This is a genomic window from Dietzia sp. SL131 (assembly GCF_026672565.1).
In the GTDB taxonomy this organism is placed as follows: domain Bacteria; phylum Actinomycetota; class Actinomycetes; order Mycobacteriales; family Mycobacteriaceae; genus Dietzia; species Dietzia kunjamensis.
In genome coordinates, this window is record NZ_JAPPRI010000003.1 from 2,569,391 (window position 1) to 2,586,137 (window position 16,747).

A 16,747-nucleotide genomic window follows, 5' to 3' on the forward strand; every position below is an offset into this window, starting at 1 on the left:
CTAGGCCATGAGCATCGACCACTCCGCCGCCCGTGAGCGGCTCGCCGCCCTGCCCGCCGAGACCCGCATCGCGGTGGTGACGGGGGCGTCGTCGGGGATCGGTGAGGCGTCCGCGCGCGAGCTGGCCGGCCTCGGGTTCCACGTGGTCGTCGGGGCGCGGCGGGTCGACCGGCTGGAGGCGCTCGCGGCGGACATCGGCGGCACCGCCCTGCCCCTCGACGTCACCGACGCCGACTCGTGCGAGGCGTTCTGCGCGGCCATCCCCCGGCTGAACGTGCTGGTCAACAATGCGGGCGGCGCCAAGGGCACGACCAGTGTGATGGACGCCGACGAGGACCAGTGGCGCTGGATGTGGGAGACCAACGTCATCGGCACGCTGCGCATGGTCCGCGGTCTCATGCCGGTGCTGGTAGATAAGGGCGACGGGCTGGTCATCACCATCACCTCGATCGCGGCCCTCGAGTCGTACGACAACGGCTCCGGTTACACCTCGGCCAAGCACGCTCAAGCGGTCCTGCACCGGACGTTGCGCGGGGAGCACCTGGGCCAGCCGGTGCGGTTCACCGAGATCGCGCCCGGCATGGTCGATACCGAGTTCTCCCGCGTGAGGTTCGACGGCGACGACGACAAGGCGGCCGCCGTCTACCGTGGGCTCACCCCGATGGTGGCCGAGGACGTGGCGGAGATCGTCGGGTTCGTGGCGAGCCGGCCCTCGCACGTCAACCTGGACCAGATCGTGGTGAAGCCGCGGGACCAGCACTCCGCGATGCGCGCCCACCGGGGCTGATGTGCGGTAGGTGAGGCTGGCCATGGTGTACCCAGGTTAGGCTTACTGACCTGGTGAAACGTCGCCGGCGAACATAGGCTGGCCCCCTACCGAAAGGGGCCTCCTCCATGGCCAGGAACAAGAACTCATTCGTCGAACTCCTCTCCGCTCAGGTCGGTCACGAGTTCGCCGCCAGTCAGCAGTACATCGCGATCGCCGTGTGGGCGGACGCGCAGGACCTACCGCAGTTGGCGTCGCGCTTCTACTCGCACAGCCTGGGTGAGCGGAACCACGCGATGATGATGGTCCAGTACATGCTCGACCGGGAGATCGCCGTGACGATCCCGGCCGTGCCCGCGCCGGAGGCCCAGTTCCGCGGTCCCGCCGATGCGCTGCGCGCCGCACTGGAGCAGGAGAAGCAGGTCACCCGGCAGATCGAGGCGATGTTCCAGGCCGCCCGCGCCGAATCCGACCCGCTCGGCGAGCAGTTCATGCTGTGGTTCCTCCGCGAGCAGGTCGAGGAGGTCGCCAACATGAACACCCTGGTGACCATCGCCGAGCGCGCCGCCGACGACTGGTTCCGCATCGAGGAGTACCTGGCCCGCGAGACCGACTCCTCCACCAACACCGGCACCCCGCCCTCCGTGGCCGGCGGCGCCGTCTGACCCTGCGCCGGCTGCGCCGCCACGCCGCCGGGCCACCGCGCCACCTGGCCACCTCGCCGTCGAGAAGAGTGTTTCGCGCGCCTCTACTCGACAGATACGCGCGAAACACTCTTCTCGACGGCGGCGCGGTGGCAGGCGCGGTGGCGGGGAGGCAGCGGCGCGGCGGGCGTTGCGATCAGCCGCGGGAGAACTCCACGTAGCTCACCCCGCTCTCGAAGTCTCGACGCGTCCGACGGGTCAGCGCCAGCGGGAGCGCCCCGCCAGCCGCGCCCGGCCCGCCCGTCGCCCGCGCCACCAGCGGGATGCCCGCGCCGAGGACGACGGGATTGACCTTGAGGCGGAACTCGTCGATCTCGTCGACCACCTGCCCGGCCAGCATCCCGCCCCCGCACAGCCAGATGGCCAGCGGCGAGCCCTCGGCCTTGAGCCGGCGGACCAGCGTCACCGGGTCCTCGTCGGACGCCGTCAGCCCCTCCTCGGCCGGCAGCTCGTCCGGCCGGTGGGTCACCACGTACTGGCGCAGGTGCGGGTACCCGCTGGCCAGTCCCTCGTCCACGGCCACCTGATGGGTGGTGCGGCCCATGATCACGGTGTCGAATGCCCGGTGCGGGGTCCGCGCCAGCCCGAGCGGCTCGCGCAGGTGGCCGGGGATCGTCTCCGGATAGTGCTCGATGATCCAGGGCATGTGGTCGCCCTCGACGGGGAAGGCGTCGACGCCGCCGTCGGGGTCGGCGATGACACCGTCAACGCTCACGGCCACGTAGTAAATGAGCTTGCGCATGGTGGGCCCTCTCTCGGGGATAGGTGTGTTCGCGTGCGTCCACCCCGCCGGAGCGGGGTCAGCCGAGGGTGATCACGTCGTCCACCCCCACTCGATCGCAGAATCCGTCGTCGTGACTGATCAACAGCAGCGCACCGCGCCACTGCGAGAGCGCGTCGGCGAGCACCTCTACACCGTCGAGGTCGAGGTTGTTGGTCGGCTCGTCCAGGACCAGCAACTGCGGGACCGGGCGGGCGAACAGCCGCGCCGCCAGCGCCGCACGGAGTCGCTCGCCACCCGACAGGTCGCCGAGTCGGCGGAACCCGGCCCGGCCGGTGAACAGCAGCCGCGCCGCGTGGGCATGGGCCTCCTCCGCCGACGCGGCGGGGCGGACGGCTCGGATCGCGTCGATGACCGACCACTCCGGATGCTCGACGCGCAGATCCTGCGGCAGCAGGGCAAACGGGACGTGGACCACCTCGTCGTTGAACCCCTCGTCGACGAACCCCTCGTCGACGCCGCCGGCGCGGTCCGGACCGCGAGCGCCGAGGAGGCGTCGCAGCAGCGTCGTCTTGCCGCTGCCGTTCGGCCCGGCCAGGCGCACGCGCGCGGGCCCCGCGAGATGGACCCGGCCCGCGACGGGGTCATCGACGTCCAGCACCACCCGGCCGGCCGGCAACCCTGGGTCGGGCAGCTCGACCCGCAGCCGCTCCTCGCGCCGGACCGCGGCATTGGCCGAGCGCATCCGCTCCCGCGCCTGCTCGACGCCCTGGTCGTGGACCGCGCGCAACCTGCCGGCCGATTCCTGCGCCGACGCGCGACGGGCGTTCATGAGGATCTTGGGCATTCCGCCCGCCGCCTGCACCCGCCGCCCCTGCGCGACCCGCCGGCTCGCCTTCTCGACCCCCTCGACCCTGTCCCGCCTCTCGGCGCGCAGATCGTTCCGCGCCCCGGCCAGCGACTGCACCGCGGCCGCCTGCTCGGTCTCGATCACCTCGCGATAGTGCGCGTACGGCCCGCCGAACACTCGGCACCGGCCGGCCCGCAGCTCGACCGTCCTGCCGGCACGGTCCAACAATTCGAGATCGTGGCTCACCACCAGGACCACGCGATCGCCGCCGCCCACGAACCCGCCGATCGCCGCGAACAGCCGCTCCCGCGCCCGCCCGTCGAGATTGTTGGTGGGTTCGTCCAGCAGGAGGACCCGGGGCCGCCCGAGCAGTCGACCCGCCACCGCGGCCAGAGTGCGCTCCCCGCCGGACAGCGCCACCACGGGTCGGTCCAACTCGGTCGGCAGGCCCAGGTCGTCGAGCAGCGCGACCGTGCGCTCGGCCACGGCCCAGTCATCGCCGACGAGCTCGAAGTCGTCGTCGTCGCCCTCCCCCGCCTCGATCCGCGCCAGCGCCTCCAGTCGCCCGCCCACGCCGAGCTCATCGGCGAGGGTGCGCTCCGCCGGGGCGTCGGCGAGCAGTTGCGGCAGGTATCCCACGGTGGGCGGGCCCGCCGGATCGCCGTCGACGGTGATCGACCCGCGCGTCGGCCGACGTTCGCCCGCGATGAGGCGGAGCAGGGTGCTCTTGCCGGCGCCGTTGCGACCGACGAGGGAGGTCAGGCCGGGACCGACGGCGAGGTCGAGCCCGTCGAAGAGTGGGGTGTCGTCGGGAAACGCGTACGCGACGTCCGACAGGACGAGGAAAGACATGCGTGCTCCAGGAGAGGTGGCGTGTGGCCGGGACTCACCTGTGGTTCAGCACTGTCCTTCGATCTCCTCGTCTCATTCCCCTCGGCTCCGCGCCCCTCGCGGCCCCGGGTCTCCCCGGAGTCGCGCCGCGCGCCCGACCGACGTTCACGCTGAAGCTACACCGCGGTCCCGGCGGCGGCAAGAGCCGGATTCTGCACGAACCCGCGCCCGCTCACCACGACCCTGCGCCCGTTCACGGAGTTCCGGCGTCTCCGCGGGCGGGACGGTCGATGCGGCAGATCGCGTGGAGGGGCGTGTCACCGGGGTTGTCAGGCGTGAGCTCCGCGTCCGGCAACCGCCGGAACCCGGCCCGGAGCAGGGCACCCCAGGATCGCGGGTTCTCGATGTTCACGGGAACGATCACGCAGCTCGCGCCGGGGTGGTGAGCCCAGATCTCGGAGACCGCCCGGGCCGCCATCGCCGCACCGGCGCCCCTGCCGCGTGCCGCCGGTTCGGCGATGCATTCCGTCTGTGCGTCATCGAGGTAGGGGCCGAAGTCCTGTTCGACCCGGTCCGGCGAGTTCTCCGACCACCATCGTGCGACGAGCGGCTCGGCCAGCCAGCGCGCGAGCGTCGGCAGGTCGTCGCGGGTCAGCGGACGGAACCTCACCTCTGGAGCGGCGGTCTCCACGGCTCCAGCGTAGACCCGGCCGGGACTCCTGCCGAGGGTGTGACGGCGCGAGTGTGACGGCGCGAGTGTGACGGCGCGGGTGTGCCGGCGAAGGGGGGACGGCGAGGGCTACATGAACGCGCTGGGCGGCAGGCCCTCGCGGCTGCTCATGGGCAGTTCCTTCTCGAGCCGCTCCATGAAGAAGTGCGACTGCACCGCGGTCCAGATGTTGTTGGTGAGCCAGTACAGGCCGATCGCGATGGGGAAGTTGAAGAAGTACGCGCCCACGATCGGGAAGAACGGGAACAGGTACATCATGATCTTCATCGACTGGTTCATCGACTCGGTCATGGACTCGGCCATCGACTGGAAGTCCTGCGGCTTGGCCGCCGCATCAGCGCCTGCTCCAGCGCCCGGACCGGCCGCGCCGGCAGCGCCCGCGGTGGCGGGAGTGCCCGGGGTGCCGGCCGTACCATCGCGGCGGTCGGCGGCAGTGGAGCCGCCCTCCGACCCGACGTCGGCGTCGGCCGCGGTGGCGGGCTTCTCACCGTCGATCTCCACCACTTCGCCGTCGACGAACGGCCCGCCGGCGCGGTCCTCGGCCTCGACCTGCGCGATCGCCGCCTGCTCGGCCGCCTTGGCCGCCTTCTGGCGGCGGAAGGAGTTCCACATGTTGATGAACGTGGCGATGCCGGCCAGGACGAACAGCGGCACGGCCAGCATGAGGATGTCGCTCTGCTGCAGCCCCGGGTGCAGCGAGTCCATGACCTCCTGCGGCATCCGGATGTAGGACGCCAGGGGCACCCCGAAGATCTCGGCGTTGAGGAAGGAGGCGACCTGCTCGGGCTGGAACGCCCCGTTGGTCATGGTCGAGGCCTCCTCGATGGACTTGCCGGGAGGCGAGAAGTTGAGCAGCACGTAGTACAGGCCGAGGAACACCGGGATCTGCACCAGCAGCGGCAGGCACCCGGCGGCGGGGTTGACGCCGGCGCCGGAGTACAGCTCCTGCATCTCCTTGGCCTGCGCCTGGCGGTCCTCGGGGGACTTGCGGCCGGAGTACTTGAGCTGCAGCTCCTTCATCTTGGGAGCGAGCTGCGCCATCTTGCGCATCGAGTACTGCTGCCGCCACATGGACCGCATGAGCAGCAGCCGCACGGTCACCACTAGCAGCAACACCGAGCCGACCCATGCGATGCCGGAGTCGGGGTCCACGACGAAGCCGAGCGCCCAGTGCCAGAACTTCATGACGAGTGACACCGGATACGCGAACAGGTCCACGGGCTTCTCCAACGACGAGCGGCGCCGGATCGGGCGCACGGGGCGGGACAGACCACAAAGGTCGGGCTCCAGCGTGCCAGGGTGGGCACCGCAACGGGGAATCAGGGTCGCGCGGCTGCGCCGAGCGCGGTCACATGTGGCAGCCCACCCACACCGGCTCGGGGTGCAGCTCCACGCCGAACGCCTCCCGCACCCCGTCACGTACCTCGCGCGCCAACGCGATCACGTCGTCCGCGGTGGCCTGACCCCTGTTGGTCAGCGCCAGCGTGTGTTTGGTGGAGAGACGAGCGGGTGACGACGACGAGGGATGCCCCTTGGAGAAACCGGCCCGCTCGATGAGCCATCCCGCCGAGAGTTTGACGCCCCCGGGTGCGGAGAAGGCGGGCATCTGCTCGGACTGCGCGGTGCCGAGCCTGGCGGCCACCCGGGATCGCACCGTGGGGAGTTCGTCCTGGGGTATCACCGGGTTGGTGAAGAACGATCCCGCGGACCAGGTGTCGGAGTCGTCGTCGTCGAGCACCATCCCCTTGCCGCGGCGCAGGTCGAGCACCGTGCGCCGCACCACGGCCGGGTCGGTCCGGTCACCAGGGGCGACACCGAGGCGGCCGGCGAGTTCGGCGTAGCGGATCGGTTCGCTGCGTCCGGCGGGATCGAGGCGGAACTCCACCGCGAGGACCACGGCGCGGTCGGTGTTCTTCAGGATGGACGTGCGGTACTCGAGGCCGAGGGCGTCGGGGGTGACCCATTCGTCGACGCCGGTGGCGCGGTCGAACCAGCGCACGCGGTGCAGGATCTGGGCGACCTCCACCCCGTAGGCGCCGACGTTCTGCACGGGCGTCGCGCCCACGGATCCGGGGATGCCGGACAGGCACTCGAGGCCGCCGTACCCGCGCGCGACCGTGTCGGCGACCAGATCGTCCCAGGTCAGGCCCGCGCCCGCGCGGACGACGAGCTGGTCCTCGGTCGGGCCGGCGAGGTAGTCGATCTCCCGGTTGCGCACCGCCACCGCCACCAGGTCGAGGTCGCCGCCGGCCACCACCAGGTTCGAACCGCCCCCCAACACGAGCACCGGCACGTCCGCGGCGTCCAGGGCGCGGACCGCCGCGAAGACCGCGTCCGGGGTCGCACACTCCAGCAGCGCGCGGGGGCGGCCGCCGATGCGCAGGGTGGTCAGGTCCGCGAGGCGGGCACCGGGCGCCACGTCGATGCCGCTGATGTGGGACAGCTCGGCGACGACCGGGTCGGCGGGGTGCGGATGGGTGCCCGCGGGGGTCGGCGCGGTGCCGGCGGGGTCGGGCGACGACGGGTTCACACGACCGAGGGTAACCGGCGGCTTGTAGGGTCTGACCCCATGGCGACCCGCTTCTCCCACACGGCACGTATCGACACGCACGTCGAGAACGTGTTCACCTCCTACGGCGACGAGGCCTTCTGGCGCGACCGCATCGCCGCCGTCGGTAGCCCCGAGGACACCCTCGACGACTTCTCCACCACCGGCGACACGATCACCGTGGCCGTCACCCAGCACATCCCCGACTCCGACATCCCCGACCTGGCGCGCAAGGTCCTGCCCGGGCAGCTGGTGATCGTCCGGACCAGCACCTTCGGCGACTTCGACGGCGAGCGGTTCACCGGATCGGCCCGCGCCGAGGCCGCCGGTGGGCTCGGGATGATCGACGGCGGCGCCGAGACCGTCCACCGGGACGGGGCGGCCCACGAATCCGTCTCCGGTCAGGTCAAGGTGTCGGTGCCGCTGCTCGGCGGCAAGCTCGAGAAGCTCGTCGTGGGGCACCTGGACCGACTGTTCGAGGCCGAGTACCAGCACCTGCGCCGCTGGACCGCCGCCCGCTGACCTGCGGCGGGGACGTGGGCACTGCACTCCCGGCCCGGATCGGTGACAATCGGACGAATGCAGCAGCCGCACGACACCCAACGCCTCCCCGCCTACGACCGACCCGGCGTCCAGCACGCCGAGACCGCGCAGTTCGCCGCAGCGCCTGGAACCGGCTCGCAGGGCCCCGGCGCCTCCGACACGGGTGGACCCTGGACGGCCGGGCGCAGCCCGGGCGGATCCCGCTCGGGCGGGCCCGGTTCGGGCGGATCCGGCGCTGAGGGCGGGAGCCGGCGGGGACGCGGGCCGCTGATCGCGCTCATCGCGGCGCTTCTCGCCGTCGGTCTCGTCGCGGCCTTGGTCGGTCTCGAGTTCGGCATGCGCAACGCCATCAAGAACCGCATGAGTGACGAGGTGACCGCCAGCCTGGGGTCGCCCGCCCAGGTCGAACTCGGCGCGCGCCCGGTGATCCTGTCCTACATCGACGGCAACCTCGGCTCCGTGCGCATCACCACCGACGGCTCGGCCGCCGACGGCGCGACCGGACCGGCACCGCAGATCGACATCCGGGCCGACGGCGTGCGCACCGAAGGCGACCTGACCTACGTGGACTCGCTGACCGGGACCGCGTTCGTCTCCGAGCAGACCATGTCCGCCGCCGCCCAGTCCGAGGGCGCGGCCGGCGACACCCTGCTCGGCGGGCTGATCCAGGTCCAGGAGATCATCGCCGACCCCGCCGCCGGCACCCTGCGGGTCTCGATCAGCGGCCTGGCCGAGGCGGTCGTGACGCCGAGGCTCATCGGTGGCGTCCTCGAGATGCAGCCGGAGCAGGCGTCGATCCTCGGCTTCCCGCTGCCCTCCGAGTTCCTCGGCGGGACCGTCTCGATGATGGACTCGGCGCTGGCCGAACTGCCCGAGGGGGTCCAGTTGACCGGCGTCCGGGTGGTGCCGGGCGGCATGACCGTCGACATCGCCGGTCAGGATGTCGTGCTCGAGGCGACCGAGTGACCCCTGCGCCTCATGCGGACGGCAGGGTCTTGGGCGGCAGGGTCTCAGGCGGCAGGGTCACGGGCGGCAGGGGCACCGGCGGCAGTGACGCCGCCACCCGCCTGCTGCTCATCGCCGACACCCACGTCCCCACGCGGGCCCGCGACCTGCCCGAGCGGGTGTGGGACGAGGTCGACGCCGCGGACATCGTGATCCACGCGGGCGACTGGATGGACGTGGGGCTTCTCGACTCGTTGGAGGAACGCTCGGCTCGACTCATCGCCTGCTGGGGCAACAACGACGGCCCGGACCTGCGCGAGCGCCTGCCCGAGGTGGCACGCGAGACGATCGACGGCGTGCGTCTGGTGGTGACGCACGAGGCCGGCGCGTCCGCGGGCCGCGACACACGCATGGCCAAGGCCTACCCGGACACCGACGTCCTGGTGTTCGGGCACTCGCACATCCCGTGGGACACCACCGCGCCGAGGGCGTCCGGCCAGGGCGGCCTGCGACTGCTCAACCCGGGCTCCCCGACCGACCGGCGTCGCCAACCGCACTGCACCTACATGACCGCGACCATCGACGGCGGCGCGCTGGGTGACGTCGAGCTGCACCGGCTCTGACGTCGCCCCGCCGCTTTGCGCCCGACCGGCGACCGCGGAATCTGCCTACCCTGGGTCCATGAGCAACGACACCACCATGCGCGCCGTGCACCAGGACACCCTCGGGGAGCCGGACGTCCTCGCCGTCGTCGACCTCCCCCGCCCCACCCCGCGCACCAACGAGGTCCTCGTCCGCGTCGAGGCCGCCAGCGTCAACCCCACCGACTGGAAGCACCGTGAGAACGGCGGCTTCCTCGGCACGCCCCCCTTCGTGCTCGGGTGGGACCTGTCCGGTGTGGTCGAGGAGGTGGGCATCGGCGTCGCCCGCTTCTCCCCCGGCGACGAGGTGTTCGGGATGCTCTCGTACCCGTTCGGGCACGGAGCCCACGCCGAGTACGTCGCCGCCCCCGCGGCCTGGTTCGCCCCCAAGCCCGCCTCCCTCGACCACGTGCAGGCCGCCGCCCTGCCGCTCGTGTCGCTGACCGCATGGCAGGCGCTCGTCGAGTACGCCGACATCCAGCCGGGTCAGCGGGTGCTCATCCACGCCGCCGCCGGCGGGGTCGGGCACGTGGCCGTCCAGATCGCCAAGGCCCGCGGCGCATACGTGATCGGCACCGCCAGCGCCGGCAAGCACGACTTCCTGCGCGAGCTCGGCGTCGACGAGGCGATCGACTACCACGACGTCGACATCGCCGAGGCGGTCAGCGACGTGGACGCCGTGCTCGACACGATCGGCGGTCAGACGTCCCTCGACTCCCTGCGGACGCTGCGCCCCGGCGGGATCGTGGTGTCGATCCTGCCCGTGGGGTCCGGCGACTTCTTCCGGGAGGCCGAGGAGCTGGGGGTGCGTGCGGTCCGGATGCTCGTGGATTCCTCGCGCCACGACCTGGTCTCGATCACCGAGCTCGTCGAACAGGGTGCGCTCCGGGCGACGATCGCCGAGGTCTTCCCGTTGGAGCAGGCCGCCGAGGCGCATCGTCGCGGCCAGACCGGTCGGACCGCCGGCAAGATGGTGCTGACCACGGGCTGATCCCGGACGGTCGGCAGTCGGACGGTCGGCAGTCGGACGGTCGGCAGTCGGACGGTCGGCAGTCGGGCGACGGGCGACGCGGTTATTCGGGGAAGCCCTCCAGCACCGCGCGGGAGCCCGACAGCCCGAGGCGGGTCGCACCGGCGGCGATCATCGCGCGGGCGGTATCCGCGTCACGGATCCCGCCCGAGGCCTTGATGCCCAGCCGGCCGCCCACCGCCCGGTGCATGGCCTCGACCGCGCGCACGCTGGCGCCGCCGGCGGGGTGGAAACCGGTGGAGGTCTTGACGAAATCGGCCCCCGCCCGGGCGACGGCATGGCAGAGGGCCTCGATTCGTTCGTCGCCCGCCTCCTCGCCCAGCGCCTTGTGGATGGCCGCGGTCTCGAGGATCACCTTGATGACCACGGGCGGCGGCACGGCATCCCGCATGGCCAGCACATCGGCCATGACCTCGTCGACCAGTCCGGCGATGGCGGCGCCCACATCGATCACCATGTCCACCTCACGGGCCCCCTGGTCCACCGCGAGCCTGCCCTCCATCGCCTTGACCAGCGAGTGGTGCTTGCCGGAGGGGAAACCGGCCACCGTGGCGACGACGAGCTCCTCACCCCGCACCGGGAGCATGGCCGGGCTCACGCACACGGCCTTGACTCCCAACTCGCGGGCCTCGTCGACGCAGGCCCGGACGTCGTCGCGGGAGGCGTCGGGGGAGAGCAGGGTGTGGTCGATCATGGCGGCGACCCGGGCGCGGGTCAGCTCGTTCGTCGCAGTGGCGTCCATGCCGGCCAGCCTAGCGGGGGCGCCCGTCTTCCCTGCTGGCACAATGGGCACTCATGTCACGTCGCTTCGTCCTCACCCTGGGTTGCCCGGACCGCATCGGTATCGTCGCCCGGATCGCCACCTTCCTCGCCGAGCTGGGCGGGACGATCACGGAGGCGGCCTACCACGCGGACGAGGACTCGAACTGGTTCTTCACCCGCCAGTCCGTGAGCGCCGAGTCGATCGGCATGGAGATCGACGAACTGCGGCGCCGCTTCGAGCGGGTTGCAGCCGAACTGGGCCCGGAGACCGACTGGCACATCTCGGACTCCTCCGAGCCCAAGGACGTCGTCATCCTGGTCTCGAAGGAGGGGCACTGCCTCCACGACCTGCTGGGTCGGGTGGAGAGCGGTGACTACCCTGCGCGGGTCCGGGCCGTGATCGGCAACCACGAGAACCTGCGCGGCATGGCCGAGTCGCACGGTGCGCCCTTCCACCACGTGCCATTCCCGGCCGACCCCGCCGAGCGAGGCCCGGCATTCGCGGAGGTCGCCGCGATCGTCGACGAGATCGACCCGCACGCGATCGTGCTGGCCCGCTTCATGCAGGTCCTGCCGGACGAGCTCTGCACGAAGTGGGCCGGGCGTGCCCTCAACATCCACCACAGCTTCCTGCCCAGCTTCGTGGGCGCCCGCCCCTACCACCAGGCGCATGTCCGCGGCGTGAAACTGATCGGGGCGACCTGCCACTACGTGACCGCCGACCTCGACGAGGGGCCGATCATCGAGCAGGACGTCATCCGCGTGGACCACACGGCGACGGTGAAGGACATGGTCCGGCAGGGGCGCGACGCCGAGAAGCTGGTCCTGGCCAAGGGGCTGCGCTGGCACCTCGAGGACCGGGTGCTGGTCCACGGCGGACGCACCGTCGTGTTCACCTAGGTCCGCTCCCGGGGAAGTCAGCTCCCCTGGGAGGTCCGCTCCCGCGGAGGTCAGCCCTTGGGGAAGCCGTGCCGCTCGCTGAGCAGGGTCTCGGCCGCCGAGAGGAAGATCAGGCGGGCGGCGGCGCCGGCCCGGGGCATGATCCCCGTGACCCTCTTGATGATGACGGACTGGTCCATCCCGGCGTCGCGCATCGTCTCCACCAGGATGTCGAGCGCCTCGGCCGACGTACTCTGCCCCTTGAGGAACAGGCGACCGATCTTGTCGATCCCCTCCTCACCGACCCCGAGGACGATGAGTTCGCGGAACAGCTCGTACATGTAGCGGTCCGCGAAGAAATGGTCGGCCGCACTCGGCTCACTGACCAGGCCGATGGCCGATCCCTGGTCGAGGAGTTCCTCGGCGAACTCGAAACCCGCGACGGCCTCCACGCCGCCACGAGGGAGGCGGCGGCGGGTGCCGCTCGAGCGTCGCTCCGGTAGGACGGCGTCCGAGTTCAGCAGCTCGGAGAGCGTGAAGCCGTGGCGCTCCGCGATGAACAGCTCCTCGATGGTGGCGAACGTGTAGCCGCGGTCGAGCAGCCGGAGGATCTGGTTCAGTCGGTTCTTGTGGTCGGGCCCGTAGAACGCGGTGCGACCCCTGCGGACGGGGGCCGGGAGAAGTCCCCGCTCCTGGTAGACGCGGATGTTACGCACCGTGGTGCCGGAGTCCTCGGCCAGCTCCTCGATCCGCTGGAACCCGTCGGCCTCCGGCGGTGTCACCTGCGCCGTCCCCCGACAGCGGGCCGGACGTCGGCGAAGAACACACCCACTGCCACCATCGCGATGATGCTGAGGAAGCCGAACGGCCGGATCGCGAACATGAGGGCGGCCACGGCGCAGATGCCGATCCAGGCGGGCTTGGGCCACTTGCCCTCGATCGAGTACGCCGACGCGGGCGGGAGGACTGCCAGCACCAGTCCCGCCAGGGCCCACACGACGAGCGCGCCCTGGATAGCCAGCTGGACCATGCCCCACGTCCCGGGAAGAGTGTCAATCACGCGGCCCAGTGTAGTCGGCACTCATGTCACCGCGGTGTGACCATGTTCACGGCGTCCAGATCCCGGCCCGGCCCCTGCGGCGGACCGCAACGCACGACGCCCCGGCCCCTCCGGAAGAGGAGGGCCGGGGCGTCAGGTGCCGCGGTATCAGACGCGGTCGGTGCCGGCGGGGGGCAACGGGGTGTCCGCGGTGGTCAGCGCGGGATCGTTGTCCGCGAGCTCCATCGGCGTGGGGGCGTCCGAATCGCCCCCGGCCGATGCGGCGGCCGGCTTGGCAGCAGTCGACTTGGTGGCAGCCGGCTTGGTGGCAGCGGGCTTGGACGCCACGGGCTTACCGGCGGCCGGCTTGGTCGCGGCCGGCTTGTCGGCGGTTGCCGCACCCGACGACGACGGGGTGGCCGTGGCCTTGGTGGTCGTCGACTTCGCGGCGGCCTTCTTGGCGGGCGCCTTCTTGGCCGGGGCCTTCTTGGCGGCAGCCTTCTTCGCCGGTGCCTTCTTGGCCGTGCGGGCCTCGACCTCGGCGGTGCCGCGAGCGACCTCGGCGGACGCCTTGGAGGCGGCCTCGTCGACGCGGTCGGCGGCCTTGCCAGCGACCTTGTCGACGTTGTCGGCGGCCTTGCCCGCCGTCTTGTCGACGCGCTCGGCCACCTCATCGACCCGCTCGGCCGCCGAGTCGGCGGCGTCGCCGGCGGTCTCGGCCGCCTGGCGGGCGCTCTTGGAGACGCGGCCAGCCGCCTTCACACCGATCGTGCGGGTCTGGCGGGCGACGGTGCCGAGGGCGTCCTCGCCCAGTTCGACCTGCTCCTCGACGGCGCCGGCGGCGCGGGCCACCTGCTCGTTGACGCGGGCCAGGCCGGCCTCGAGCTGCGGGTTCTCCTCGCGTAGCCGGCTCACGACGTCTTCACCGCGGGCGGCGAGGCCACCGTAGATCCCGGCCGCGACCTGGACGTACGCGTCGGCGACCTTGCGCAGCTCCTCCGGGCGGAACCGGGTGACGAGCTCCTCGACCTCGGCCGGCAGGGCCTGGACGCGCTCGGGGACCTCGCTCACGCGGTTCTGGACCTCGGTGACGCGCGTCTGCGCCCCGGCCACGCGCTCGTTGATGCGGTTCTGCGCCTCGGCCACGCGCTCGGTGACCTTGGACTGCGCTTCGGTGACGGCCTCCTCGGCGCGACGGCGCAGGTCCGCGACCATGCCGGAGACGGCCTGGATGGCGAGGTCGTTGACCCCGACGTAGGCGTAGACCGGCGTGCGCACGGCGGCGATGGCCTGACCGAGCGGACCCTCCAGGGCCTGCTCCTTGACGGCCTCGCCCTTGGCCTTCTGCTCGGCGGCCTCGGCGGCGGTCTTCTTGGAAGTGGGCTTCTTATCGGCCATTTTGACTCCTCGGTGGTGTCGTGCGGGTGTTCTCTTGTGCGGTGTCACGTGGCCCTGCGGGCCGTCGTCCGGAGTTCCCTCAGGGAACGTTGACGACCTGGGCGGCTGCCGTTGCGTTGTTCGCTCGGAACGACTCGTAGATCTCCACGAGCACCTCCCTCTGTCGCTCTGTGAGGTCCGGGGCGGTGAGGATCGCATCCCTCACCGGACTCCCCTGCTTGAGTTCGAGGATCCCCGCGCGGGCGTAGAGCACCTCGGCGGACAACCTCAGACCTCGGGCGATCTGACCCAGGACCTCGGCGGACGGCTTGCGCAGCCCGCGTTCGATCTGGCTCAGATACGGGTTGGAGACGCCGGCACGCTCCGCGAGCTGCCGGATGGACACCTCGGCGGCCTCCCGCTGGGCGCGGATGAACGACCCGATGTCCTGCGACTCGGACGAACGCTTGTCGTCCTCACCGTGCGAGGTGAGATCGCTGTGACGCGGCACCTCACCCGTCGGCTTGTTGCGACGCGCGAGGGTTGCGGCGGTCGGTTCATCGACCTGTGCTCCGGTGCTCTCCGCAGCCTCGTCGTGTGTGTGTCCACTCTGTGCGGCCATGGAGTCACCTCCCTCCGGCGTCCGTCTCTCATCGCCTGACCCCAACGCTAGCAACGAGTGCTTGCTACAGCAAGCGCTATGTGTACGGCGATGCGGTGCGATGGGTCACACAGGCCGGTCGGGATCAGACTCGGGCCGGGATCAGAAGATGAGCTCGGTGGTGGTGTGGATGACGAGTCCCGCCAGGGCCCCCACGACCGTGCCGTTGATGCGGATGAACTGCAGGTCCTTGCCCGCGAGCAACTCGATCTTCTCGGAGGCCTCGTCGGCGTCCCACCGTTCGACGGTCTCGGAGATGATCGAGGTGACCTCGCCGGCGTAGTTCTCCGCGACGTAGCGGGCGGTGCGGGTCATGTAGTCGTCGAGGCGCGCCCGCATCTTCTCGTCCCCGACGAGCATGTCGGCCAGGCGGCCCAGGAGATCGTCGATCTTCACCCGCAGCGTGGACGAGGAGTCCTCGGTGGCCTCGACGATCATGTGCTTGGCGGCCGCCCACGCCGATCCGGCGGCGCGGCGCACCTCGTCGCGGCCCATGACCTCGTGCTTGAACGTCTCGAGCTTGGCCATGGTGGACGGGTCGTGCTGGAGGTCGCGGGCGAAGTCCTCGACGAACCCGATCAGCGCCACCCGAACGGGATGCTGCTTGTCGACCTTGATCTGCCAGGTCCACTCGCGCAGCTCGCGGTAGGCACGCTCGGAGAGCAGTTCGTTGACGAACTGGGGCGCCCACGTGGGGGCCTTCTCGCGGACCCAGCGGTCGATGGTCTCGGGGTTGGCCTCCACCCAGCCGTGGGCGCGGTCGGCCATGAGGTCCATCAGGGGCAGGTGGCGTCCCTCGTCGAGGAGCTCGGCGAGGATCCGACCGGCCGGCGGCCCCCATTCCGGCTCGGCGATGCGGGAGACGATGGTGCGTTCGATGATCGCGACGGCGTCGTCGTCGCGGAGCACGGCCAGAACGGCACGGATGGCCTTGGCGGCCTGGTCCGAGGCCATCGCGCGGTGGTCGTCCTCGGCCAGCCACTCACCGGCGCGTTCGGGGATGCGGGCGCCGCGGACCTTCTCGCTCACCATCTCGGGGTCGAGGAAGTTCTCCCCCACGAACCCGCCGAGGGAGGTGCCCAGCTGGTCCTTCTTCTTGCGGATGAGCGCGGTGTGCGGGATGGGGATCCCCAGCGGGTGCTTGAACAGGGCGGTGACGGCGAACCAGTCGGCCAGCCCGCCGACCATCCCCGCCTCGGCGGCGGCGCGGACGTAACCCACCCAGGGGTCGGCGCCGTTGTGTAGCGCGTACTCCGCGACCAGATAGACCAGTCCGGCCACGACGAGGAACCCCGTCGCGACCATCTTCATACGACGGAGGGCTGACCTCCGCTCGGCGTCGGTCGCCGGGTCGCCCGCCCTGAGAGCGGGCGCGCCGGCACCCACGACCGGGTCGACCGTCAGTGTGCGTCCTCGCGGCCGTGCTTACGGAAGCCGTACATACAGATGAACAGCCCGAGGAGGAAGACGGCGGTGGTCGCCACGACCGCCGCGATGACCAGCCCCAGGGAGACCCCGGCGTTCTCCGTGTAGTACCCGATGGCGGTGATGGGCAGGCCCAGCATGCTCATGCTCAGCAGGATGATCACCGAACCCAGGTAGATCGTAGTCGAGTACAGCGGGTACGTGGGGGCGACCTCCGTCGCGTACGACGGGTAGTACTCCTCGACGATGGCGGCACCAGTGTGCTCGAGCGTCTGACCGGCCATGATGTCGTCCT

General features: G+C 71.2%; 19 protein-coding genes. 7 read left to right on the forward strand and 12 right to left on the reverse strand.

The window, feature by feature from the left end; translation table 11 throughout:
- Positions 1–7 precede the first annotated feature (7 nt).
- Together OVA21_RS13015 and OVA21_RS13020 are read left to right on the forward strand one after the other, a co-directional pair.
- Entirely contained in the window at positions 8–787 is a 780-nt protein-coding gene (locus OVA21_RS13015; protein ID WP_268092571.1) for an SDR family oxidoreductase, read from the forward strand.
- A gap of 107 nt (positions 788–894) precedes the next feature.
- Positions 895–1,431 (forward strand): ferritin, encoded by a 537-nt coding sequence (locus OVA21_RS13020; RefSeq protein ID WP_067717088.1) that lies wholly within the window; start codon positions 895–897, stop codon positions 1,429–1,431.
- A 175-nt stretch (positions 1,432–1,606) separates the two neighbouring features.
- Here OVA21_RS13020 and OVA21_RS13025 read toward each other — a convergent pair whose 3' ends face one another.
- From OVA21_RS13025 to OVA21_RS13045, 5 genes are all read right to left on the reverse strand, one after another.
- On the reverse strand, positions 1,607–2,212 hold the full coding sequence (locus OVA21_RS13025; RefSeq protein ID WP_067717091.1) for a dihydrofolate reductase family protein: 606 nt from the start codon (positions 2,210–2,212) through the stop codon (positions 1,607–1,609).
- A gap of 58 nt (positions 2,213–2,270) precedes the next feature.
- On the reverse strand, positions 2,271–3,893 hold the full coding sequence (locus tag OVA21_RS13030; protein WP_268092572.1) for an ATP-binding cassette domain-containing protein: 1,623 nt from the start codon (positions 3,891–3,893) through the stop codon (positions 2,271–2,273).
- A 232-nt stretch (positions 3,894–4,125) separates the two neighbouring features.
- Entirely contained in the window at positions 4,126–4,563 is a 438-nt protein-coding gene (locus tag OVA21_RS13035; RefSeq protein WP_181694338.1) for a GNAT family N-acetyltransferase, read from the reverse strand.
- 108 nt (positions 4,564–4,671) lie between these two features.
- Entirely contained in the window at positions 4,672–5,820 is a 1,149-nt protein-coding gene (yidC, locus tag OVA21_RS13040) for a membrane protein insertase YidC (protein ID WP_268092573.1), read from the reverse strand.
- A gap of 130 nt (positions 5,821–5,950) precedes the next feature.
- Positions 5,951–7,036: a UDP-N-acetylmuramate dehydrogenase gene (locus tag OVA21_RS13045; RefSeq protein ID WP_268093157.1), complete on the reverse strand. Its 1,086-nt coding sequence runs from the start codon at positions 7,034–7,036 to the stop codon at positions 5,951–5,953.
- A 135-nt stretch (positions 7,037–7,171) separates the two neighbouring features.
- Here OVA21_RS13045 and OVA21_RS13050 point away from each other — a divergent pair, with 135 nt between their 5' ends.
- From OVA21_RS13050 to OVA21_RS13065, 4 genes are all read left to right on the forward strand, one after another.
- Positions 7,172–7,672 (forward strand): DUF2505 domain-containing protein, encoded by a 501-nt coding sequence (locus OVA21_RS13050; RefSeq protein ID WP_096906778.1) that lies wholly within the window; start codon positions 7,172–7,174, stop codon positions 7,670–7,672.
- Positions 7,673–7,729: 57 nt separating this feature from the next.
- Complete coding sequence (locus OVA21_RS13055; protein ID WP_096906777.1) at positions 7,730–8,659, forward strand: LmeA family phospholipid-binding protein; 930 nt, start codon at positions 7,730–7,732, stop codon at positions 8,657–8,659.
- Between the two features lie 101 nt (positions 8,660–8,760).
- Positions 8,761–9,261, forward strand: coding sequence for a metallophosphoesterase family protein (locus tag OVA21_RS13060; protein ID WP_069389706.1), 501 nt, complete (start codon positions 8,761–8,763; stop codon positions 9,259–9,261).
- Positions 9,262–9,319: 58 nt separating this feature from the next.
- Positions 9,320–10,270, forward strand: a complete 951-nt coding sequence (locus tag OVA21_RS13065) for an NADP-dependent oxidoreductase (RefSeq protein ID WP_119192671.1) — start codon at positions 9,320–9,322, stop codon at positions 10,268–10,270.
- Positions 10,271–10,352: 82 nt separating this feature from the next.
- Here the strand turns inward: OVA21_RS13065 and deoC are convergent, their stop codons facing one another.
- Positions 10,353–11,051 (reverse strand): deoxyribose-phosphate aldolase, encoded by a 699-nt coding sequence (gene deoC, locus OVA21_RS13070; RefSeq protein WP_069390408.1) that lies wholly within the window; start codon positions 11,049–11,051, stop codon positions 10,353–10,355.
- A 53-nt stretch (positions 11,052–11,104) separates the two neighbouring features.
- Here deoC and purU point away from each other — a divergent pair, with 53 nt between their 5' ends.
- Positions 11,105–11,971 carry a formyltetrahydrofolate deformylase gene (gene purU / locus OVA21_RS13075; protein ID WP_067717112.1) on the forward strand — a complete coding sequence of 289 codons (867 nt, stop codon included), beginning with the start codon at positions 11,105–11,107 and terminating at the stop codon, positions 11,969–11,971.
- A 50-nt stretch (positions 11,972–12,021) separates the two neighbouring features.
- Here purU and OVA21_RS13080 read toward each other — a convergent pair whose 3' ends face one another.
- The 6 genes from OVA21_RS13080 to OVA21_RS13105 form a co-directional block, all read right to left on the reverse strand.
- Positions 12,022–12,732: a MerR family transcriptional regulator gene (locus tag OVA21_RS13080; protein ID WP_096906774.1), complete on the reverse strand. Its 711-nt coding sequence runs from the start codon at positions 12,730–12,732 to the stop codon at positions 12,022–12,024.
- Positions 12,729–13,010, reverse strand: a complete 282-nt coding sequence (locus OVA21_RS13085) for a DUF2516 family protein (RefSeq protein ID WP_067717117.1) — start codon at positions 13,008–13,010, stop codon at positions 12,729–12,731. Before OVA21_RS13085 ends, OVA21_RS13080 begins: the two co-directional genes overlap by 4 nt.
- A gap of 147 nt (positions 13,011–13,157) precedes the next feature.
- Complete coding sequence (locus OVA21_RS13090; protein WP_096906773.1) at positions 13,158–14,387, reverse strand: hypothetical protein; 1,230 nt, start codon at positions 14,385–14,387, stop codon at positions 13,158–13,160.
- A gap of 79 nt (positions 14,388–14,466) precedes the next feature.
- A complete protein-coding gene (locus OVA21_RS13095; RefSeq protein ID WP_096906772.1) occupies positions 14,467–14,988 on the reverse strand; it encodes a helix-turn-helix domain-containing protein in 522 nt (173 codons plus the stop codon).
- 141 nt (positions 14,989–15,129) lie between these two features.
- Entirely contained in the window at positions 15,130–16,338 is a 1,209-nt protein-coding gene (locus tag OVA21_RS13100) for a DUF445 domain-containing protein (protein WP_096906771.1), read from the reverse strand.
- 89 nt (positions 16,339–16,427) lie between these two features.
- Positions 16,428–16,736 carry a hypothetical protein gene (locus tag OVA21_RS13105; RefSeq protein ID WP_096906770.1) on the reverse strand — a complete coding sequence of 103 codons (309 nt, stop codon included), beginning with the start codon at positions 16,734–16,736 and terminating at the stop codon, positions 16,428–16,430.
- Positions 16,737–16,747: the final 11 nt, after the last annotated feature.